The following is a 19,165-nucleotide window of genomic DNA, read 5'->3' on the forward strand; positions in this document are numbered from 1 at the left end:
CGCTCTGCGGCCCCGTACTCATGTCAGCGCCGGGAGAGCGTTTTCTGTCACACCGGGGTCTGCCAGGTAGTTGTTGCCGGTTGTACAGAATATGGACTTGGGCATCCGAGAGGCCGTAGCGTGCAGGAGCGCGTGGGGGCGCGCGGCAGTGACCAGCCGCGATTCAAGACAGGTTGTGTGGAGTGCTGGGGGACGACGCGGAGCTCACCGCCGCGGTGCTCGCGGCACAGGACGGGGACGAGACTGCGTTCCGGACTGTGTACCGCGCGGTGCACCCGCGGTTGCTGGCTTATATACGAACGCTCGTCGGCGAGGCTGATGCCGAGGACGTGGCTTCTGAGGCCTGGCTCCAGATAGCCCGCGACCTTGAACGCTTCAGAGGCGATGCCGACCGCTTCCGCGGCTGGACCGCGCGGATAGCCCGTAACCGCGCCCTCGACCACATACGGATGCGCGGCAGGCGCCCGGCGGCCGGCAGTGACGAGACGGAGCTGGCCGGCAAGCCCGCCGATTCGGACACCGCCGACGAGGCGATGGAGGCCCTCTCCACCGGCACGACCATGGCGCTGATCGCCCAACTGCCGCAGGACCAGGCGGAAGCCGTTGTGCTGCGGGTCGTGGTCGGGCTCGACGCGAAGAGCGCGGCCCGGACGCTCGGCAAGCGGCCCGGCGCCGTACGGACGGCGGCGCACCGCGGGCTCAAGCGGCTCGCCGAGTTGCTGGGCGCCGACAGCCCGGTACCGCTGGAGGACCCCGAGGTCCCCGACGGCCCCGACCGTGCCACCCCGCACGGCGGTAAGGTCACCGGTCTGGAGCTCGGATCCGTACCGCCGCAGCGCGGCCGTCATCAGGACGCTCCCGAGCCCGCCGGTGTGACGCATTCGCCCCCGGGGACGCAGAAGGACATGTGATGGCGCACGAGCGTGAGACGTGGCTCAACCACGGCGTCGCGGAGCTTCTGCTGCGCGGGCGGCCGGTCGAGACCGCCGACGAACACGCCCAGGCGCAGGCCGACCGGCTGGCCGGGGTGCTGGCGGAAGCCGTGGACGGGGGCGCAGACGCGGGCTCGGGCGAACTGCCCGGTGAGGCCGCCGCGCTGGCCGCGTTCCGGCAGGCCGTCGGGACGGCGGGACGGACCGTTTCGCGAAGCAAGGGCGTCGTCGCCGCCTCCGCCGCCGATGCCGACGGGATCGGGACCGTACGCCTCGGGCCCGAGCCGCGGCGGGTACGGCTGCCCAGCTTCGGACGCCCGATCCGGCTGGGTGTGGCCGCGGCCATGGCCGGATGCGCGCTCAGCGGGGTGGCCGCGGGAGCCGGATATCTGTACGCGCCGTCCGCCGGTGAGAGTTCCCCCCGGCCGTCGAACTCCGCCTCGGGAGCCGTGACTCCGGAACCCCTGGTGTCCGAATCCCCGAGCCCCGGTGTCAGCCGGCCGCCGCCCCTTCCGGGCGAGTCGCCGGAGAGCGACGCGGGCTCGGTCGTGCCCGGAGCCACGGGCTCCCACTCGACGGCGGGTGCGGGCGGCGGCCCGAAGGGCGGCCAGGACAAGGACGAGAGCGGCAAGGGGCGGACGTCCGGCGACGGCTGGAAGAGCGGAGACGGCGAGAAGTGGTACGCCAAGCTCGTCCAGGCCTGCCAGGAGTACCGCAACGGCACGATCGCCGTGGGAAAGAAGAAGCAGCTGGAGGAAGCGGCCAGAGGGCCGGCGGGTGTCAAGCGCTTCTGTGACGGGTTGCTGAGCGGCAGCTCGGGCGGCGACGGTCATTACGGGGGCGTTCCCGGCGACGACGGCGGCGGCACCGGTGGCGATGACGGTGACGACGGTGGTGGTGGCAGCGGCGGTGGTGACGGGCCGCAGCACGGCGGCCCCGCCGACGGCGGCGGTACCGATGGCGGTATCGGCGGCGGCAGCGACGGTGGTACGGACATCGGTGGTACGGACGTTGGTGGCACCGATGGCGGTGGTACCGACGGTGGTTCCGGACCGCCGCCGACCGACTGGCCCGGCGGCGACTCCGGAGACTCCGGCGAGACTGTCGCACCGTCGTCCCAGCCCCCGGTGACGCCGGACGACGGCACGAACTCCGGTACGGACCAAGCGACCCCGTAGGCACGCCCGGAGGCCCCCTACACATGGCCGGTTCCCGTCATCCGCTCGCGAAACCCATTCCGGTCATCGCGCCCGCATCCACTCGAACCGCCCGCGTTTTCCTCGATTTTCGGCCAGGATCGGCCCCCGAGACACCGGTGTGACGTTTTTCTGCCCCGTGGCGCAGTAAAGAGTGAGCCGACTGGTCATCGGCCGCGTCTGAGCCGGGGTTCCCCCCGTACCTTCGGCTCGACGCACAATTGGCGCGGGCGGGATACGTTCCCCCGGTCCCGCCCGCGCCTCTCCCCTCGGCTCCGCCCGTCACCCTCACCAGTAGACGACGACCTTGTCGCCGGTCCGGACCTGGTCGAAGAGCGACGCGAGCTTCTTCTCGTCCCGTACGTTGACGCATCCGTGCGAAGCCCCGCTGTAGCCCCTGGCCGCGAAGTCCGCCGAGTAGTGCACCGCCTGGCCGCCGCTGAAGAACATCGCGTACGGCATCGGGGTGTCGTAGATCGTCGAGACATGGTGCCGGGACTTCCAGCCCACCTTGAACGTGCCCTCGCGGGTCGGCGTGTACTGCGAGCCGAACCGGACGTCCATCGTCGACATCACCTTGCCGTCGATCATCCAGGACAGCGACCGGCTCGTCTTGCTGATGCACATCACCCGGCCCGTCATACACCTCGGGTCCGGCTTGGGCGCCGGCTTCTCCACGGCCGGCGGGCGCAGCTCGGCAGCAGTCGGCTTCCTTGTCATCCCGAGCAGCCGCTCCCAGGTGACGGTGTCGGTCGTGCCGCTGCGCGGCAGCCCGCGCTTGGCCTGGAACGACGTCACGGCGGACGCGGTGACCGAGCCGTAGTAGCCGGTGGGGGCGCGGTTGAAGTGGGCGATCTGCCGGAGCCTGGCCTGGAGTTCACGTACCTGGTCGCCCTCGGCGCCGCTCGCCAGAACGATCTTCGGCTTCGGCGGCGCGGGCTTCGGCGGCGCGGGCTTCTCGCTCGCGCTCTTCGACGGCTCGGCGGACGGGGTGACCGGCGGTTTCGACGCGGCGGCCGGCTTCGCCGAGGGGCTGCTCGACGCGGGCCCCGCGGGCTCGATCGTGACGCCGCTGCCGCTGCCCGGCTTGTCGTCGGCGGCACCCGCCGGATCGGTCACCGCCTGGGCCGAGCAGCCCACGGTGACAGCGAGCACGGCACCGGTGGCGAGCGCGGCGCGCAGCGCGGCCGTGCGCGGTCGGCGCGGGCCTGTCCGCGCCGGAGTCCCGGGCCGCGTTGATGGTCTGGGCACGTGTGGTCCCCCTGTCTGCCACTGAGCTGTCCGATGGCGAGTATCTCCGAGCCGGCTGTGCCGGCATGCATCTACTGAGACAACTCAGAGCCCGTTCCGGTTGCCCTGATGACCTCGCCCTCGCGGAAAACTTACCGGCAGATGAATTTCACATTGCCGGTCCGCGAAAGAAAAGCATGTCTCGACCGATGAGCCTTCCTGACCGACGCGGTCGCGCGCAACCATGCGAAACCGGAAATGACCAACCGGAGTCCAGGAGAGCGCGCCCCGACCACCGAAGGTTCATATCGCCATGACGACCGTTCACGACGACAAGCCGCGTCCGGGCGAACTCGCCGACGTACGAGGCTGGTTCCCCAATCTCGACCAGCTGATTTTCGGCACACTGCTCGACCGCCAGGAGGAACACGGAGAGCCGGGTGATCTGCTCGAACTCGGTGTCTTCATGGGCAAGAGCGCGATCTTCCTCGGGCATCATCTGCGTGACGGCGACCGCTTCACCGTCTGTGATCTCTTCGAGTCCGACGCCCTGGACGCCGCGAACAACGCCGAGACGTCCCGGTCCTACCGGACGCTGACGCGCGAGGGCTTCGAACGGAACTACCTCTCCTTCCACGACACACTCCCGCGTGTGCTCCACGGACCCAGTTCCGTCGTCCCCGGCGAGGTCGAGCCGCGCTCGTGCCGGTTCGTCCACATCGACGCCTCGCATCTGTACGAGCACGTCCGCGGCGACATCGTCGCGGCCCGCGAGATCCTGCTGCCCGGCGGCATCGTCGTCCTGGACGACTTCCGCTCCGAGCACACCCCGGGCGTCGCCCTCGCCACCTGGGAGGCGGTGCTCGACGGCGATCTGCGCCCGATCTGTCTGACCACCCAGAAGCTGTACGCCACCTGGGGCGACCCCGAGCCGCTGCGCAAGGCCATGATCGCCCTGGCCGACAGCCGCACCGACTGCGACGTCAGCGTCCAGGACGCCGCGGGCCACCAGCTCGTACGGCTGAAGTCGCGTGGCATGGAGGCGCCGCCGTTCCCCCGCTCGAAGTACTACGAGGAGCCTCCGGCGCCCGAGCCCGACCCCCGGCCCGCCCGGCGGTCGCCGCGGGCGCGGGCGCGCCGCGTCGCCATCGACCTCCTGCCGCCGCTGGTGACACGCGCGGTGATGCGCTCGCGTGCACGGCGACGCGAGTCGGTCGCGCGCAAGATGTAGCGGGAGGGGGATGCAGAGCGAGCGATGGAGGCGGAGCGATGGCACCCGAGCCCGGCGACGGCGGCAGCAGCGGCGGCAGCGGCGGCGGCGACGAGGGCGCGATCCGGCGGACGGAGAGCGGCGTGCCCGTCGAGCCGGTCTACGGCCCCGGCGCGCTGGCCGGCTGGGACCCGGCCGAGCGGCTCGGCGAGCCGGGCTCGTACCCGTACACCCGGGGTGTCTACCCGTCGATGTACACCGGCCGGCCGTGGACGATGCGCCAGTACGCGGGCTTCGGCACCGCCGTCGAGTCCAACGCCCGCTACCGGCAGCTGATCGAACACGGCACGACCGGCCTCTCCGTCGCTTTCGACCTGCCGACCCAGATGGGCCACGACAGCGACGCGCCGATCGCGAGCGGCGAGGTCGGCAAGGTCGGCGTCGCGATCGACTCCATCGACGACATGCGGGTCCTCTTCGACGGCATTCCGCTGGACCGGGTCTCCACGTCGATGACGATCAACGCGCCCGCCGCGCTTCTGCTCCTCCTCTACCAACTGGTCGCGGAGGAGCAGGGCGTACCGGCCGCCGCGCTCACGGGCACCGTGCAGAACGACGTACTCAAGGAGTACATCGCCCGCGGCACGTACATCTTCCCGCCGAAACCCTCACTGCGGCTGATCGCGGACATTTTCCAGTACTGCCGGACGGAGATTCCCCGCTGGAACACGATCTCGATCTCCGGCTATCACATGGCGGAGGCGGGGGCGACGCCCGCGCAGGAGGTCGCGTTCACGCTGGCGGACGGTATCGAATACGTACGTACGGCCGTGGCCGCCGGAATGGACGTGGACGACTTCGCGCCCCGGCTCTCGTTCTTCTTCGTCGCCCGTACGACGATTCTCGAAGAAGTGGCCAAATTCCGTGCCGCGCGGCGTATTTGGGCGCGGGTGATGCGCGAGGAATTCGGTGCGCGGAATCCCAGGTCCCTGATGCTCCGCTTCCACACCCAGACGGCGGGTGTGCAACTCACCGCGCAGCAGCCCGAGGTCAACCTCGTACGGGTGGCGGTGCAGGGACTGGCCGCCGTCCTCGGCGGTACGCAGTCCCTGCACACGAACTCCTTCGACGAGGCCATCGCGCTCCCGACGGACAAGTCGGCGCGGCTCGCGCTGCGTACGCAGCAGGTGCTCGCGTACGAGACGGATGTCACCGCGACCGTCGACCCGTTCGCCGGTTCGTACGCCGTCGAGAGGATGACGGACGACCTGGAGGAGGCGGCACTGGCGCTGATGACCCGCGTCGAGGACCTCGGCGGCGCGGTCGAGGCCATCGAACGCGGCTTCCAGAAGGGCGAGATCGAGCGGAGCGCGTACGCCGTCGCGCGCGAGCAGGACAGCGGTGAACGCGTTGTGGTCGGGGTCAACCGCTACCGGCTTGACGAGGAGGACCCGTACGAACCGCTGCGCGTCGACCCGGCGATCGAGGCCCAACAGGCGGCGCGCCTGGCCACGTTGCGCGCGGAGCGCGACGCTGGCGAGGTGGCAGCGGCGCTGGCCGGGCTGCGGCGGGCGGCGGAGAGCACGGACAATGTGCTCCCTCCGATGAAGCGCGCGCTGAAGGCGCGGGCGACGGTGGGGGAGGTGTGCGACGCGCTGCGGGAGGTGTGGGGCGCGTACGTCCCGCCGGAGACGCTCTGACGCGCGGGGCCGGCTTCCTACGCGGGCACCGACGCGATCTGGATCAGGTTGCCGCAGGTGTCGTCGAAGACCGCGGTGGTGACGGGGCCCATCTCCAGGGGCTCCTGGGTGAAGCGCACACCGAGGCCCGTCAGACGCTCGTACTCCGCAGCCACGTCGTCCACCGCGAACTGGGCGAGCGGGATGCCGTCCGAGATGAGCGCGTCGCGGTACGGCTTGACGGCCGGGTGGCCCGAGGGCTCCAGGAGGAGTTCGGTGCCCCCGGGCTCGTCCGGCGAGACGACGGTCAGCCAGCGGTCCGTCTCGCCCACGGGGACGTCGTGCTTCTTCACGAAGCCGAGGATCTCGGTGTAGAAGCGCAGGGCTTTGGCCTGGTCGTCTACGAAGACGCTGGTGAGATGGATCTTCATGGTGCGTTCTCCTTCGGTGCGGACGCGCTGGGCGCGGGCCATCGCTCGGCGATCTGCCGCAGCGGGGCCGTGTTCAGGTCATGGAATTTGTAGCGGCCTTCCCGCCTGGTCTCGACAAGACCGGCGGACTCCAGCACGGTGAGGTGCTGGGAGACCGCCTGGCGCGACATGCCGAGGCGGTGCTTCATGCTCAGTCGGGAGCAGATCTCGAAGAGAGTCTGTCCGGACTTGTCCATGAGCTCGTCAAGAATGATGCGGCGGGTCGGGTCGGCCAGCGCTTTGAAGAGGTCGTCGGCCACGCCCACAGCATAGGCAAGTTGTTACTTGCCTATCAAGCTCCCTGGCGCGTTGTTCCTGGGTTTCGCGGCGAAGCTGTCGCTGAGTGGCGCGTAGCGAAGTCAGCGGAGTTCGGGAAGCGAGAGCTCGGCCCAGACGGATTTCCCGGGCCCGTTACGGTCCTTGACTCCCCAGCTGTCAGCGAGCGCGGCGACGAGCGTGAGCCCCCTGCCGCCGGGCGCCTCCAGATCCGGTTCGCGGACCTCGGGCCAGTCGGACGACGCGTCGTGCACCTCGATGCGGAGCGTGTCGGACAACCGCAGGTACCAGGTCTCGATCTCCCGCCCCGGCGAAACGCGGGCGTGCCGCCCGGCGTTGGTCAGCAGCTCGGACAGCACGAGCACGGCGGCCTCTTCGAGCGGCGCGAGCCCCCACCCGGCGAGAGCCTTCCGCAACTCCCACCGCGCGAGCCCGACGCAGCGCGGATGCCGGCTCCAACGCAGCACCACGGAATCCCCGTGGTCGGGGTTCAACAGCATGGGGAAGCCACCTCCTAGGTTGCACTCTGTGACATTTCACTTACAGAGTGGGGTGCCGAGGGCTACCGTGGAAGGGGTTCGATCTTGACAACGCACAGTTCAAGGCCAGGAGTTGATCGCGTGATGGAGCAACGGGTGCCGCGCAGTCCTCGGGAGAAGTACGGGGAGGAATTGAAGCTGCGGCGTATCGCGGCGGGCATGACGCAGGAGGCTGTGGCCCGGGAGATGATGTGCTCCCCAACGCTGATCAGCCACTTCGAGGCGGGGCGACGCCTCCCGAGCCCGGCGGACGCGAAGCGGATCGACCAGGCGCTGGGGACGGATGGGTTCTTCGCGAGGTGGCTGGAGGACCTGGACGCGAAGTTCGCCCAGTTCTACTCCGCTGTGGCGGAGTTGGAGAAGCAAGCAGTGGAGATCCGTCATTGGGCTCTCACACTGGTACCCGGCCTGTTGCAGACCGAGCCATACGCGCGTGCGGTGTTCCGCTCGTACGACCCCAACTACCGCACGGACGACGTTGACCGGAAGGTAGTCAACCGGATGGAGAGGGCCCGAATCCTTGAAGGAGTCTCAGGCCCCGTACTTTGGACGCTGCTGGACGAAGCCGTGCTCCGACGTCACGTCGGAGGGGCGGCCACGATGGCCGCTCAACTGAACAAGATCGTTGGCATGGCCGAGACGGGACGGCTGAGGCTGCATGTGCTGCCCTTCGGAGCAGGGGAACACGCCTTGATGGAAAGCTCGCTCGAACTAATGAGCTTTGAGGACGCCGCTCCGATTGCGTACGTTGAGGGTCTGAACACCGGGAACCTGATGGACGATCCAGCCCTGGTGAGCAAATCCCAGGCGGCGTACGATCTGGCGCTGAGTGACGCGTTGCCTCACAGAGAATCACTGGCCCTGTTCCGGGCCGTAGCGGAGGAATACGAACATGGTCAACAGTGAGAGCTTCGCGGGGTGGCGTAAGTCGAGCTACAGCGGCGGCAGTAACGGCAGTTGCCTCGAAGTTGCTGACGGCCACCCCGTCATCCCCGTTCGGGACTCCAAGTTCCCGCAGGGTCCCGCGCTTGTCTTCGCCAGCCATGGCTGGACGTCCTTCGTCTCGGCGATCAAGACCGGGTCGCTCGACCACTGACGAAGCGACTGTCTACCTACCGTCGTCCCGAAGTCCGACGCGAATTTGGCTCGTTGGGTGGCGGTAGGGCGGCCTACGGTTTGTGTTCCGTACCGTAGCGAAGGGATCCGAACGTGGTCAGCGGTGAGCGGTTCACAAGTTGGCGCAAGTCCAGCTACAGCGGCGGCGGCAACGGCGACTGCCTGGAGGTCGCCGACGGCCACCCCGTCGTCCCCGTCCGGGACTCCAAGTTTCCGCAGGGTCCCGCGCTTGTCTTCCCGATCCCCGGCTGGTCCTCCTTCGTCTCGGCCGTCAAGACGGGGGCCCTTGCCTGAGCTTGGGGAGCGAGCCGCCGCGTGCCTCAGGATGAACTTCCCGTTCCGTCCTGATGGCGCGCCTCGGTGATGCAGTCGTGCAGCCGCCTGCGCACGGCCCGCAGGTCCGTCATCTGCCGGTCGAGGCGGTCGCGTTCGGCCGCGAGCAACTCCAGCAGTTCCGGTGAAGCCCCACCGGAGTCGGCGAACGGCAGTACCTCGCGAATGGTTCTGCTGGGCAGGCCCACGGAGTAGAGCCGCTGGATCAGCCTGACCCGTTCGACGGCAGCGGCCGGATACTGGCGCTGGCCACCCGGGTTCCGGGAGGAGTGCAGTAGGTCCTGCTGCTCGTAGTAGCGCAGCGCCCTGACGCTGACGCCCGCCTTCGCGGCGACCTCTCCGATTCGCACCCCGACCTCCTGGCTCGGCTCCATGTCCCGCTTGCACCTGACGTCGGCGTCAGGTTTTAGCGTAGCGGAGACCGGTACGAACCATCCCATCCGGACTCTGGAGCAGGCCTATGACCAGCACGTCTCCGACGCACCCCTCAACCAGCGTCAACAAAACCGTCGTCGTCCTGGGTGCCACGGGGCAGCAGGGAGGAGCGGTCGCCGCGGCGCTGCGGGCGGATGGCTGGGGGGTGCGCGCGGTCGTGCGGGACCCGTCCGGCAACCGGGCCCGCGCCCTCGCCGCCACTGGCGTCGAAACCGTCCGGGGTGACCTCGGAGATCGGGAGTCGCTCCGCGCGGCTTTCTCCGGCGCCCACGGTGTCTTCAGTGTCCAGCCGAACTCCGGCCAGACCGGGGCCGAGGTGACCAACGAGGACGAGGTCCGCTTCGGCGCGGCGGTGGCCGAGATCGCCGAGCGCTGCGGGGTCGCCCACCTCGTCTACAGCTCGGCGGTCACCGCGGGCTCGACAACGGGCGTGGACCATCTCGACACCAAGAGCCGTATCGAGGCCCATGTCCGGAATCTGGACATCGCCGGCACCATCATTCGGCCGGCGACGTTCATGGAGCTCCTGGTGACCCCTGAAATGGGCCTCGACCGGGGGCATCTGTCCTTCCTCATGCGCCCCGACCGGGCTATGCAGTTCATCGCGGTGCGCGACATCGGCAGCATCGTCGCAACGGTCTTCGGCTCACCCGATCGTTACGCCGGCCGCACCATGGAGATCGCCGGTGACGCTCTCACCGGCGAGGCCCTGGCCGAGGATCTGACCCGGGCCGCTGGCCGCCCGATCAGCTACAGCCGCCTGCCGACACAGGACGAGGTCCTCGGCAAGCTGGCGGCACTCGTGGACGACGGCAGACTGGCGGGAAACGCGAACCTCGACGCGCTGCGCGCGGAGTTCCCCTTCCTGCTGCGCTTCGACCGCTGGCTGGCGGGCCCTGGTGCGAGCCTCCTCGATGAGACGCTCCGCTCCTCTGACACGGGCGTCGCTCCGCGCTGACCAGGGCCTCAGTCGCTGTGGGCGACCGGCTCGGGATCGGCGTCGAGTGCGTCGAGTGCGTCGAGTACGGCGTCGCCGTTCGCCCTCGCCCACTTGGTCAGCATGTGGATCGGATCGATCAACGTCGCCCCGAGCGGGGTGAGTTCGTACTCGACGCGGGGCGGCACCTCGGCGTAGGCGTGGCGGCGGATGAGTCCGTGCGCCTGGAGCCGTCGGAGCGTCTGGGTGAGCATCTTGCGGGAGATGCCGCCGATCAGGTCGATCAACTCGCCATGGCGCACCGGGCCCTTGCTGAGGCCGTAGAGCACGACCGCCGTCCACTTGTCGGAGAGCATCCTCGGCTGGGACATCAGCGGCGTGGTCGAGGAGGCGCCGCAGACGTGGCGGTTCAGGCCCGGCGACGAGGTGTTCGGGATGCCGCTGTTCCCGCGGGCGGCGAGCGCGTACGCCGAGGTCGTGTCGGCGCCGGCGTTGCACCTGGCGCACAAGCCGGCGTCGCTGTCGCACGTCGAGGCGTCAGCGCTGCCGGTCGTCGGGCTGACGGCGTGGCAGGGCCTCGTGGATCTCGGTGGCGTGACCGAGGGCGACCGTGTCCTGGTCCACGGGGGTGGGGGCGGCGTCGGCCATGTCGCGATCCAGATCGCGAAAGCGCTGGGCGCGTACGTGATCACGACGGCCGGTGGGAGCAAGCGGAGGTTTGTCGAGGAGTTCGGCGCGGACGAGGTGATCGACTACACGGCGGTCGACTTCACCGAGGCGGTCCGCGACATCGACGTCGTGCTCGACACGATCGGCGGCGACACCGTCGAGCGGTCGCTCGAAGTGCTCTGCCCGGTCGGGCACTTGGTGACGGCGGTCGCGGAGGAGAATTCGGAGCTCGCCGCCACGTACGAGGCGGCCGGCATGCGCTTCAGCGGCATCGCGGTCGACCCCGATCCGGTCGCTCTGTGAGGTCTGGTCGAACTCGTCGAACGGGGCAGACTCCGGGCCACGTGCAGGAGACGTTCCCGTTCGAGCGAGTCGCCGACGCGCACAGGCTGCTCGACGGCGGCCACCTCCAGGGCAAGCTCGTCCTCACCGTCTGATCCCGTTGTGGGGACAGAACTCGTTCAACGCACCTCGTACTCCCCTATCGGTCACCAACAGAACGCGAAGGGCTCTCATCCGGACCAGTGCGTACCGGGAGATGCGACACGTCGACCCGGTCGACTCGGCTGCGGACGTAGCCATCGCCGCACCTTTCCTGGCGGGAGGACCTTCAGGAACAGCTCCACCGGGACATGCCAGATCTGACAGGCTCCGTCGCGTGATCGACGCTTCGAACGACGTCTACATCGGCCTTGTGCTCCTGCTGAGCCTGATCGGCGTCGTTGTGACGCCAGGGCTTGCCGTCCTCGGGGTGGTGTTGCTGTTCCGCACCGGCGACAGGCGGACCACGCACACCGTCGTCAAGGGCGTCGCCGCCTTGGCTTGGGCTTGCGTGGCCGGAATGTACACCTGGGGTGTGCTCCACTTCCTGGTGCTGGATGAAAGCCGGCAAACGCAGGAATGTGAAGAGAAGCTGGGGCCGGAGCGTGCCGAGCTCGTCGAGGGGCAGGGGTTTCAATTTGTTCCCTTGCGTTTCGAGTGTCGCATCACGAGCGGGCAGACATACCAAGCCGTCGTGCCCGGATACGTGAATCCGGCGACGGGGGTCTTCGGAGTAGCCGCAGCCGGCTTGACGTTCGCCGCGCGTTCCCGGAATCAGCGCGAGGAGACGAAGAAGTGACGAGCGTCAAGACGGGAACACTTGCCTGAGCGGGAACGTCAGGTCGTCGGCGGTCCCGGGATCGTGACGTACGACTCCGGCCCCAGTTGGACCTTTCCGTGGGCTTCGTGGTTGGTGGCGTAGCGCCTGTGCGGGGCCCGGACGCGGAGCGCGAAGCGGTCGCCCGGGTCCGTCGTGCGGGAGATGAACGGGAAGGTCAGCTCGACGGGGCGGGACAGGTCGCGGTGGCTGGCGCGGAACACCGTCTCGCCGAGGAGCGTCGCGTCGTCCCGTAGCAGGTAGAGGCCCACCAGCAGGTCGAAGTCCGGCAGGTCCGAGGTGAGCGTGAGGGCGGCGCGGGGGCGGCCCGAGACGTCGTGCGCCGGGGCGATGACCAGATACGCGTCCTCGTCCAACTTCTCGCGGAAACCGTCCGGTTCGTCGCCGACCAGCGTGGGGTCCAGGGTCAGTGTGGTCTCCGGGAGGCGCAGCGGGGTCGACGGGCCCTGGGGGAGTGAGGGGGCGTGCCGCCATCCCTCGCCGATGTGGAAGTACGCGACCCGGTCGGCGAGGAAGGCGGGGGACGGGCCCCGGCCGAGGACCCAGTCGTACCAGTCGGCGTGCAGGGCGCGCAGATCGATCTCGCTGTCCTCGGCGAAGGTCAGCCCGCCGAAGGAACGGGCCGCCGACCGCGTACCGGCGTGGTCCCACGGGCCCATGACGAGGTGGGTGGCAGGGTGCCGCTCCTCGTAGGTCAGCGCGCCGAGTTGGTCGTCGTCGTACTGGCCGGTGATCGCCAGCACGGGTACGCCGACGGGCTCGTACGGGACGTACGACGCCCAGTACGCGTCGTACGTGGGGTGGTCGAGCCACTCCTGGAACGCGGGCAGCCGTTCTCCGACGGACGCGACGTCCAGATCCCGGAAGGGGCGGTCGCCGTGATCGCGGTGGATGTCCCGCCAGTACCGGTCGTCGCTCCACGGCCCGGTGTTCATCCGCCGCCCCCGGTTGAAGGCGAGCCACTGCACGGCGTACGCGGTCGGGACGCCACCGGCCATGGGGAAGTCGACCCCCGGATACACCGACGCCACGGGCGCGACGGCACGCAGGGCGGGCGGCCGGGTGGAGGCGACGGCCCACTGCGCGAATCCGCTGTACGACCCGCCGTAGGTGACGACGTCGCCCGTGCTCCACGGCCGGCCGGCGAGCCAGGCCACGGCGTCATGACCGTCGGCCCCGTCGTCGGCGAAGGGCTTGAAGACCCCGTCGGAGTCGCCGCGCCCACGCGAGTCGAGGCTGACGAAGTGAAAGCCCCGCCCGGCGAAGAACCGCCCGTCCCGGTGATACCGATCGGCCCCGTACGGCGTCATGACGAGCACCACCGGACCGGATTCGGCGGCAGGATGGTGAATCCCGCGCAGTACGGTCCCGTCCCTGGTCGGCACATCGATGAATCTCATGTAACTCCAACTGCCCCCGGGCCAGGGTTTATTCCCTGCCCCCGCCCGGCCCCGCCTCCGCCGCCTCCTGGAAGTCCGCGATGGCCCCGCCGTGGTCCCTCGCCCAGGTCGTCAGGACCTCGATGGGTTCCACGAGGGTTCGGCCGAGGTCGGTGAGGTGGTACTCGACCCGGCGTGGCGGTTCCGTGTGGCGTTCGACCAGACCGTACTGCTGGAGCCGACGCAGTGTCTGGGTGAGGACCTTGCGCGAGATGCCGCCGATGAGGTCGGCGAGCTCACCGTGCCTGCGGGGCTGGTGGCTGAGCCCGAAGAGCACGAGCACGGCCCATTTGTCGGAGATGATCTCGACCGCCAGGCGCGTGGGGCAGTCGGCGAGGAAGCCTGATCCAGCCACGTTCTGCATGGGAATCGAAGGTACCAAAAGGTAACCCGCCGCTCCGTAACGTCTTCCGCGAGCAAGAGAACCAGCACCGGACACGGAGGAGTCACCATGCCACGAGTCGTCGTATACGACGAGTTCGGCGGGCCGGATGTCATGCACATCGCCGAGGGGCCGGTTGTGGAGCCCACCGTCGGCGAGGTACGGGTCAGGATCGAAGCGTTCGCCGTCAACCCGCTCGACCGGATGATGCGTTCCGGTAACTCGCCCGCGCCCGTACCCCTGCCCCACGCTCGCCTCGGCGTCGAGGGAACCGGTGTCATCGACGCGCTGGGCCCCGGGGCCACCGGGCTGAAGATCGGCGATCCGGTCATCCTCACGGCCGTTCCGGACGCGAGCGTCAGGGGCAGCTACGCCGAGTACACCACCCTCCCCGCGAGCCAGGTCGTCGCCCGGCCGGCCGGGCTCGGGATCACGGAGGCGGCGGCGGTCTGGGTCGCGTACTCCACCGCCTACGGCGCGCTCGTGGAGAAGGCGGGAATGCGACCCGGCGACCACGTCCTCATCAGTGCCGCGTCCGGCGGCGTCGGCCGGGCGGCGATGCGGATCGCCCATCAGATCGGCGCCGTGCCCATCGCCGTCACCCGGCACAGCGCCAAGACGGACGACCTGCTCGCCGCCGGCGCCGCGGCGGTCGTCGCCACCGACAAGATGGACGTCGCCGAGGCCGTCCACCGCCACACCGGCGGGGCCGGCGCCGACATCGTCCTCGACCTTGTCATGGGCCCCGGCCAGCAGGATCTCCTGAAGGCGGCCCGCCCCGGCGGGACACTGGTCGCCGCGGGCTTCCTGGACCCCCGGCCCACCCCCTTCCCGAGCGGCCCGCCCCTCACGATCTTCAGCTACCGGAGCTTCGAGCACACCCTCGACCCCGTCGTGGTGAAACGCATGGCGGCCTTCCTGAACGCGGGTGTACGCCTTGGCGCACTGCGCCCCGCCATCGACAAGGTGTTCGCCCTTGACGACGTCGTCGAGGCGCACCGCCACCTTGAGAAGGGGCTCCACACCGGGAAGATCGTCGTCACGACCTGACGCCCGCGCGACCATTGATCGGGCTCCACTCGTTCCTCCTGGCTTCGCAGTCAGTTCACCTTCCCGTCGCGCGGGTTTCCTAGCCTGTCGCCGACCCGCAACCTGACGGCGGGCAGACAGACGCTGGGAGCACCATGACGAAGGTCCGCAACCGATGGCTCAGGCCGCGCGACGGGGACAGCCCGGCCGGGCCGCCCGACGGGGCCGGGCCGGCCCCGGGGCGGGGGGACCGGATCACATCGACGGAGCTGGACGTGTGCCTGCGGGCCTGCGCCGCGCACAGCGGGAAGATGGTCGGCAGCCTCGACCGCAAGCGCGGTGAGCTCGCCGAGAAGCTGCGCCTCGTGCTCGCGGCCCACGCCACCGGTTCCGGCGAGAGCGCCCAGGCCGCACCCGCCGGTACGCCGCTGATCCGGCGGGCGGCCAAGAAAGTCGTCGCCGGGCCGACCGGCTCGCTCAGCGGTGAGCTGCTGGACGCGCTGCTGGCCGTCGGCAACAAGTCGCTGGAGACCGGGTACGACGACGAGCTGAAGCTCGCGCTGCTCATCAGCGACGCCGTGCTGACCCAGCGCAAGAACTCGCGGGCCGGCTGGCGGCTGCGCGCCCGCACGCTGGAGGCCATGGGCGACGAGCCCGCGACCATCGCCGCGTACCAGCGCTATCTCGACCTGACCGAGGAGGACGGCTTCGGTGTCGCCCCCCGGATCGCCGGCCTGCACACCGCCGGCGAGCAGCAGGACGAGATCCTGCGGCTGCTCGAACGCGGCTGCCCGGGAGCCTCGGTGTACGCGGACGGCCCCGCCACCGACGTCTGGGCCGACGGTGTCGCGCTCCACGACGCGGGCGACCTCGCCGGCGCCGAGGCGCGGCTGATCGGCGCGCTGCTCGCGATGCGCGGCGAGGGCAGCCCGGTGACGGACCTTCAGGTCTCCATCGGGCAGTACCTCGACCTGCGCCTGAGCCGTGCCGACGCCCTCACCACCGACGGCGACGTACGCCAACTGGCCGAGCTCTACGGCGAGATGCGCCGCAACCGGCAGCGCGGCCCGGTCCCCGACCCCACCTTCGGCGACGTCCAGTGGCTCACCCTGGGCGAGTTCCGCAACCAGGTCGCGGGCAAGTCCATCTGCTTGATCGCCAACTCGCAGAGCGTCGGCCGCAGTTCGCTCGGCGCCGAGATCGACTCGTACGACCTGGTGGTCCGCTTCAACTCGTACAAGATCGACGCGGCGGCCACCGGCAGGCGCACCGACATCCACGCCTCGATCCACAAGCACGGCTTCAACTGGGAGAAGAAGGTCACCACCCGGCTGATCTTCGGCGGCCTCAGCGGCGACTGGAAGAACTCGCTGCGCAACCGGCTCGTCCCCGGCGCGCAGGACTACGTCAACGACGAGTCCCTGCGCTGGCCGCTGCGGAACATCGGCCGCGTCGGCAACGACGAGTGGCCCGCGATCCCGACCAGCGGCTTCAACATGCTCTGGCTGCTGGACTTCCTGGACGCCAGCCCGAAGCTGGACCTGTTCGGCTTCGACTTCTACGAGAGCGGCGCGTACCGCATCAAGGAAGCGATGCGCATGCCCATCACGTCCGTGCACGAGTACACCAGCGAAAAGGCGTGGGTCATGGAACGCGCCCAGAGCGTGACCGACACGAGGATCTCCCTGCGATGACCGCCACCCCCCATGCCCCGGCCGGGGCGGCATCGGCCGCTGCCGCGCCGCTGTCCGCCAACGCCCTGACCGGCAAACGACGTCTGGCGTTCGCGTCCTTCGTCGACGAGAACTATCTGCCCGGTTTCCTGGCGCTGCTGCGCAGCCTCGCGCTCTCCAACCCCGGTGTGTGCGAGGACTTCATCGTCCTCCACGACGATCTGCGGCCCCAGTCGGTCGCCTCGATCCGGGCACTGCACCCCCGGGTCCGGTTCCACCGTGTCGACGCCGCGCGCTACGACAGCTACGAGAAGGGCGACCAGGACAACTACCTGGTCCGCAAGGCGTACTTCATCCTCGACGTCTTCCGGCTCCGCGACTACGACACGATCATCACCCTCGACACCGACATGGTGGTCCTCGGTGATCTGTCCGAACTGCTCCAGCTGCGCGAGGGTCTCGCCGCCGTTCCGCAGTTCTTCTACGGGCAGCACAAGCTCAACAGCGGACTGCTGGTCATCCAGCGCGAGTATCTGAGCGACGAGTTCTGCGCGCGGATCGACGCCACCGGACGCAGCGGCGACTACGAGCTCGACAAGCACGACCAGGGCATCCTCAACTCGGTGCTCGACGGCGACTTCGTCCATCTCGACTCGCGCTACAACTTCGTCAAGCGGCGGCTCTCCGGCGACAAGCCCGTCCCCGACGACACCGCGATCCTGCACTTCACCGGGCGCCACAAGCCGTGGCAGGGCGGCGAGTCCGGCTACACGCAGGCCGAGGACCGCTGGCGGGAGTCCGAGCTGACGAACGCGGAGTTCTACGCCGCGTACATGGGACTCTCCGGCACCATGCACCACGATCTCGTCGTCAAGTACGGCACCGAGCACGTCGCGCGCACCGGTGACGTCGAGAGCGCCCGCAAGGTCGCGCACGCGCACATCAACGCCGGCGGGTTCCAGGAAGCCGCCGACATCCTCGGCAGCGTGCACATCCCGGTCGACGACACCTGGCCGCACGAGGTGCTTGGCCACGCCCTGATGAGCGTCTCCCGCTACGAGGAGGCCAAGGTCCAGCTGCACCTCGCGGCGGGCTCGCCCGTCCGCGCCGCCACCTCCTTCGGGCGGCTCGCGCAGATCGCCTGGATCCACGGCGACGACTCGGCGGCGCACGCGTACGCCATGCGGGGTCTGGCCGTCGACCCCACGCACCGGCCCAACCGGCTGATGCGGCTGCGCACTCAGGGCCATGATCTGCCGGCCCCCCGCGAGGGCATGCCCGACGACCAACTCGCCCATGTGGCCTTCTACATGCCGCAGCAGGGCAACGCGGGCGACAAACTGCTGCCGGAGTCCGTACGGCTCGCGGTCGGCACCAGCACCGGTGCGAACGGCGGCGCCGACACCGAGACCGGCCCGCGCCGCTGGCACTCGATCCACGCCCACCGGCTCTTCGACAAGGCGGCGCTGGAGCGCGTCAACGCACGTCGCGGTCTGGTCATCGGCGGCGGCGGACTCTTCATCCCGGACACGGCGCCCAACGGCAACAGCGCCTGGCAGTGGAACGTCCCCGACGAGAACCTGAACGGCATCGACGTACCGATCGTGGTGTACGCGGTCGGCTTCAACGCCTTCGACGGCCAGTCCTACCGCGCCGGGCGCTTCAACTCCTCGCTGCGCCAACTGGTCGAGCGCAGCGCCTTCTTCGCGCTCCGCAACCACGGCTCGATCGAGAAGGTCCGCGCGCTGCTGCCGGCCTCGCTCCAGGACAAGGTGCGCTTCCAGCCGTGCCCGACGACGGTCACCCGGCAACTGGTCGACGGCTGGTCGGACCCGGCCCCCGGGCAGCGCGAGAACACCGTCATGATCAACGCCGCCTACGACCGGGCGGGGCTGCGCTTCGGCCACGACTACGCGCACTTCCTCGCCGAGATGGCGAAGGCGGTACGGGCGCTGGACAAGCACGCCGAGGTCCAGTGTGTGGCGCACTCGCTCGACGACGAGAAGATCGCCTTCGACCTGCGGCGCGAGCACGACGTGTCGCTGCCGGTCATCCCGATGTACGACTTCGACAACGACGCGATCAGGGACACCTACGCCCGTACGAAGCTGGTCATCGGTATGCGCGGCCACGCGGGGATGATCCCGTTCGGCTGCGGCACCCCGATCATCTCGCTGATCTCGCACCCGAAGATGGCGTACTTCCTCAGCGACATCGACCGCCCGGAGTGGGGAGTCTCGGTCCATGACAAGAACCTCGGCGCGGTGCTGACCGAGCGGGCGCTGGGGCTGCTGAGCGACCACGCCGCGTCGGTCGCCGATGTGCACGGCCGGCAGCAGGAGCTGTGGAAGGTGACGCAGTCGAACGCGGCGGACCTGCGGGCGATCCTGGGAGCCTGATCCCCGGGGACGTGGACAACGCGAAGGGGGCGGGCCGCCGAAAGCGGCCCGCCCCCTTCGCG

General features: G+C 69.5%; 20 protein-coding genes and 1 pseudogene. 13 read left to right on the top strand and 8 right to left on the bottom strand.

Annotation, left to right across the window (positions count from 1 at the left end; all coding sequences use genetic code 11):
* Positions 1 to 182: 182 nt before the first annotated feature.
* Both ACFWV8_RS18400 and ACFWV8_RS18405 read left to right on the top strand, forming a co-directional pair.
* Positions 183 to 911, top strand: coding sequence for an RNA polymerase sigma factor (locus tag ACFWV8_RS18400; protein WP_384202871.1), 729 nt, complete (start codon positions 183 to 185; stop codon positions 909 to 911).
* Positions 911 to 2,110, top strand: coding sequence for a hypothetical protein (locus ACFWV8_RS18405; protein ID WP_384202874.1), 1,200 nt, complete (start codon positions 911 to 913; stop codon positions 2,108 to 2,110). Before ACFWV8_RS18400 ends, ACFWV8_RS18405 begins: the two co-directional genes overlap by 1 nt.
* A gap of 306 nt (positions 2,111 to 2,416) precedes the next feature.
* Here the strand turns inward: ACFWV8_RS18405 and ACFWV8_RS18410 are convergent, their stop codons facing one another.
* Positions 2,417 to 3,379: a L,D-transpeptidase family protein gene (locus ACFWV8_RS18410; RefSeq protein WP_384202877.1), complete on the bottom strand. Its 963-nt coding sequence runs from the start codon at positions 3,377 to 3,379 to the stop codon at positions 2,417 to 2,419.
* 292 nt (positions 3,380 to 3,671) lie between these two features.
* Here ACFWV8_RS18410 and ACFWV8_RS18415 point away from each other — a divergent pair, with 292 nt between their 5' ends.
* Positions 3,672 to 4,589 (top strand): class I SAM-dependent methyltransferase, encoded by a 918-nt coding sequence (locus ACFWV8_RS18415; RefSeq protein WP_384202880.1) that lies wholly within the window; start codon positions 3,672 to 3,674, stop codon positions 4,587 to 4,589.
* 38 nt (positions 4,590 to 4,627) lie between these two features.
* Complete coding sequence (locus ACFWV8_RS18420; RefSeq protein WP_384202883.1) at positions 4,628 to 6,268, top strand: methylmalonyl-CoA mutase; 1,641 nt, start codon at positions 4,628 to 4,630, stop codon at positions 6,266 to 6,268.
* Between the two features lie 17 nt (positions 6,269 to 6,285).
* On the opposite strand, the gene ACFWV8_RS18425 is transcribed toward ACFWV8_RS18420, so the two are convergent.
* The 3 genes from ACFWV8_RS18425 to ACFWV8_RS18435 all read right to left on the bottom strand — a co-directional run bounded on the left by ACFWV8_RS18425 (position 6,286) and on the right by ACFWV8_RS18435 (position 7,493).
* Positions 6,286 to 6,678 carry a VOC family protein gene (locus tag ACFWV8_RS18425; RefSeq protein WP_384202885.1) on the bottom strand — a complete coding sequence of 131 codons (393 nt, stop codon included), beginning with the start codon at positions 6,676 to 6,678 and terminating at the stop codon, positions 6,286 to 6,288.
* Positions 6,675 to 6,977 carry an ArsR/SmtB family transcription factor gene (locus tag ACFWV8_RS18430; RefSeq protein WP_384202888.1) on the bottom strand — a complete coding sequence of 101 codons (303 nt, stop codon included), beginning with the start codon at positions 6,975 to 6,977 and terminating at the stop codon, positions 6,675 to 6,677. The genes ACFWV8_RS18425 and ACFWV8_RS18430 overlap by 4 nt, the downstream gene beginning before the upstream one ends.
* Positions 6,978 to 7,076: 99 nt before the next feature.
* On the bottom strand, positions 7,077 to 7,493 hold the full coding sequence (locus tag ACFWV8_RS18435) for an ATP-binding protein (protein ID WP_384202891.1): 417 nt from the start codon (positions 7,491 to 7,493) through the stop codon (positions 7,077 to 7,079).
* A gap of 123 nt (positions 7,494 to 7,616) precedes the next feature.
* Between ACFWV8_RS18435 and ACFWV8_RS18440 the strand changes: the two genes are divergently transcribed.
* The 3 genes from ACFWV8_RS18440 (at position 7,617) to ACFWV8_RS18450 (ending at position 8,942) form a co-directional block, all read left to right on the top strand.
* Positions 7,617 to 8,438: a Scr1 family TA system antitoxin-like transcriptional regulator gene (locus tag ACFWV8_RS18440; RefSeq protein ID WP_384202894.1), complete on the top strand. Its 822-nt coding sequence runs from the start codon at positions 7,617 to 7,619 to the stop codon at positions 8,436 to 8,438.
* Positions 8,425 to 8,628 carry a DUF397 domain-containing protein gene (locus ACFWV8_RS18445; protein ID WP_384202897.1) on the top strand — a complete coding sequence of 68 codons (204 nt, stop codon included), beginning with the start codon at positions 8,425 to 8,427 and terminating at the stop codon, positions 8,626 to 8,628. Before ACFWV8_RS18440 ends, ACFWV8_RS18445 begins: the two co-directional genes overlap by 14 nt.
* A gap of 113 nt (positions 8,629 to 8,741) precedes the next feature.
* Positions 8,742 to 8,942, top strand: coding sequence for a DUF397 domain-containing protein (locus ACFWV8_RS18450; RefSeq protein ID WP_384202900.1), 201 nt, complete (start codon positions 8,742 to 8,744; stop codon positions 8,940 to 8,942).
* Between the two features lie 26 nt (positions 8,943 to 8,968).
* Here the strand turns inward: ACFWV8_RS18450 and ACFWV8_RS18455 are convergent, their stop codons facing one another.
* On the bottom strand, positions 8,969 to 9,331 hold the full coding sequence (locus ACFWV8_RS18455) for a MerR family transcriptional regulator (RefSeq protein ID WP_384202903.1): 363 nt from the start codon (positions 9,329 to 9,331) through the stop codon (positions 8,969 to 8,971).
* A gap of 110 nt (positions 9,332 to 9,441) precedes the next feature.
* Between ACFWV8_RS18455 and ACFWV8_RS18460 the strand changes: the two genes are divergently transcribed.
* Positions 9,442 to 10,374, top strand: a complete 933-nt coding sequence (locus tag ACFWV8_RS18460) for an NmrA/HSCARG family protein (RefSeq protein WP_384202906.1) — start codon at positions 9,442 to 9,444, stop codon at positions 10,372 to 10,374.
* Positions 10,375 to 10,382: 8 nt separating this feature from the next.
* On the opposite strand, the gene ACFWV8_RS18465 is transcribed toward ACFWV8_RS18460, so the two are convergent.
* Positions 10,383 to 10,724 carry a winged helix-turn-helix transcriptional regulator gene (locus ACFWV8_RS18465; protein ID WP_384202909.1) on the bottom strand — a complete coding sequence of 114 codons (342 nt, stop codon included), beginning with the start codon at positions 10,722 to 10,724 and terminating at the stop codon, positions 10,383 to 10,385.
* Here ACFWV8_RS18465 and ACFWV8_RS18470 point away from each other — a divergent pair.
* Positions 10,708 to 11,459, top strand: a pseudogene (locus ACFWV8_RS18470) (NADP-dependent oxidoreductase); the annotation flags it as partial. The gene ACFWV8_RS18465 and the pseudogene ACFWV8_RS18470 overlap by 17 nt on opposite strands.
* A 221-nt stretch (positions 11,460 to 11,680) precedes the next feature.
* Positions 11,681 to 12,142: a hypothetical protein gene (locus ACFWV8_RS18475; RefSeq protein WP_384202912.1), complete on the top strand. Its 462-nt coding sequence runs from the start codon at positions 11,681 to 11,683 to the stop codon at positions 12,140 to 12,142.
* 38 nt (positions 12,143 to 12,180) lie between these two features.
* Here the strand turns inward: ACFWV8_RS18475 and ACFWV8_RS18480 are convergent, their stop codons facing one another.
* Positions 12,181 to 13,581 carry a CocE/NonD family hydrolase gene (locus tag ACFWV8_RS18480; RefSeq protein WP_384202914.1) on the bottom strand — a complete coding sequence of 467 codons (1,401 nt, stop codon included), beginning with the start codon at positions 13,579 to 13,581 and terminating at the stop codon, positions 12,181 to 12,183.
* A 28-nt stretch (positions 13,582 to 13,609) separates the two neighbouring features.
* On the bottom strand, positions 13,610 to 13,984 hold the full coding sequence (locus ACFWV8_RS18485; protein WP_384202916.1) for a winged helix-turn-helix transcriptional regulator: 375 nt from the start codon (positions 13,982 to 13,984) through the stop codon (positions 13,610 to 13,612).
* An 87-nt stretch (positions 13,985 to 14,071) separates the two neighbouring features.
* Here ACFWV8_RS18485 and ACFWV8_RS18490 point away from each other — a divergent pair, with 87 nt between their 5' ends.
* The 3 genes from ACFWV8_RS18490 (at position 14,072) to ACFWV8_RS18500 (ending at position 19,103) form a co-directional block, all read left to right on the top strand.
* Positions 14,072 to 15,052, top strand: a complete 981-nt coding sequence (locus ACFWV8_RS18490) for a zinc-dependent alcohol dehydrogenase family protein (protein ID WP_384202919.1) — start codon at positions 14,072 to 14,074, stop codon at positions 15,050 to 15,052.
* 134 nt (positions 15,053 to 15,186) lie between these two features.
* Positions 15,187 to 16,725 carry a hypothetical protein gene (locus tag ACFWV8_RS18495; RefSeq protein WP_384202922.1) on the top strand — a complete coding sequence of 513 codons (1,539 nt, stop codon included), beginning with the start codon at positions 15,187 to 15,189 and terminating at the stop codon, positions 16,723 to 16,725.
* Complete coding sequence (locus ACFWV8_RS18500; protein WP_384202925.1) at positions 16,722 to 19,103, top strand: glycosyltransferase; 2,382 nt, start codon at positions 16,722 to 16,724, stop codon at positions 19,101 to 19,103. Before ACFWV8_RS18495 ends, ACFWV8_RS18500 begins: the two co-directional genes overlap by 4 nt.
* Positions 19,104 to 19,165 lie beyond the last annotated feature (62 nt).

Origin of the sequence: Streptomyces sp. NPDC058665 (assembly GCF_042714995.1) — a bacterium.
In the GTDB taxonomy this organism is placed as follows: domain Bacteria; phylum Actinomycetota; class Actinomycetes; order Streptomycetales; family Streptomycetaceae; genus Streptomyces.

Excerpts from the sequence above, each read along its gene's own strand:
- ACFWV8_RS18405 (WP_384202874.1), top strand. The coding sequence starts at position 911 with ATGGCGCACGAGCGTGAGACGTGGCTCAACCACGGCGTCGCGGAGCTT.
- ACFWV8_RS18415 (WP_384202880.1), top strand. The coding sequence starts at position 3,672 with ATGACGACCGTTCACGACGACAAGCCGCGTCCGGGCGAACTCGCCGAC.
- ACFWV8_RS18420 (WP_384202883.1), top strand. The coding sequence starts at position 4,628 with ATGGCACCCGAGCCCGGCGACGGCGGCAGCAGCGGCGGCAGCGGCGGC.
- ACFWV8_RS18425 (WP_384202885.1), bottom strand. The coding sequence starts at position 6,678 with ATGAAGATCCATCTCACCAGCGTCTTCGTAGACGACCAGGCCAAAGCC.
- ACFWV8_RS18435 (WP_384202891.1), bottom strand. The coding sequence starts at position 7,493 with ATGCTGTTGAACCCCGACCACGGGGATTCCGTGGTGCTGCGTTGGAGC.
- ACFWV8_RS18440 (WP_384202894.1), top strand. The coding sequence starts at position 7,617 with ATGGAGCAACGGGTGCCGCGCAGTCCTCGGGAGAAGTACGGGGAGGAA.
- ACFWV8_RS18445 (WP_384202897.1), top strand. The coding sequence starts at position 8,425 with ATGGTCAACAGTGAGAGCTTCGCGGGGTGGCGTAAGTCGAGCTACAGC.
- ACFWV8_RS18460 (WP_384202906.1), top strand. The coding sequence starts at position 9,442 with ATGACCAGCACGTCTCCGACGCACCCCTCAACCAGCGTCAACAAAACC.
- ACFWV8_RS18465 (WP_384202909.1), bottom strand. The coding sequence starts at position 10,724 with ATGTCCCAGCCGAGGATGCTCTCCGACAAGTGGACGGCGGTCGTGCTC.
- ACFWV8_RS18480 (WP_384202914.1), bottom strand. The coding sequence starts at position 13,581 with ATGAGATTCATCGATGTGCCGACCAGGGACGGGACCGTACTGCGCGGG.
- ACFWV8_RS18485 (WP_384202916.1), bottom strand. The coding sequence starts at position 13,984 with ATGCAGAACGTGGCTGGATCAGGCTTCCTCGCCGACTGCCCCACGCGC.
- ACFWV8_RS18490 (WP_384202919.1), top strand. The coding sequence starts at position 14,072 with ATGCCACGAGTCGTCGTATACGACGAGTTCGGCGGGCCGGATGTCATG.
- ACFWV8_RS18495 (WP_384202922.1), top strand. The coding sequence starts at position 15,187 with ATGACGAAGGTCCGCAACCGATGGCTCAGGCCGCGCGACGGGGACAGC.
- ACFWV8_RS18500 (WP_384202925.1), top strand. The coding sequence starts at position 16,722 with ATGACCGCCACCCCCCATGCCCCGGCCGGGGCGGCATCGGCCGCTGCC.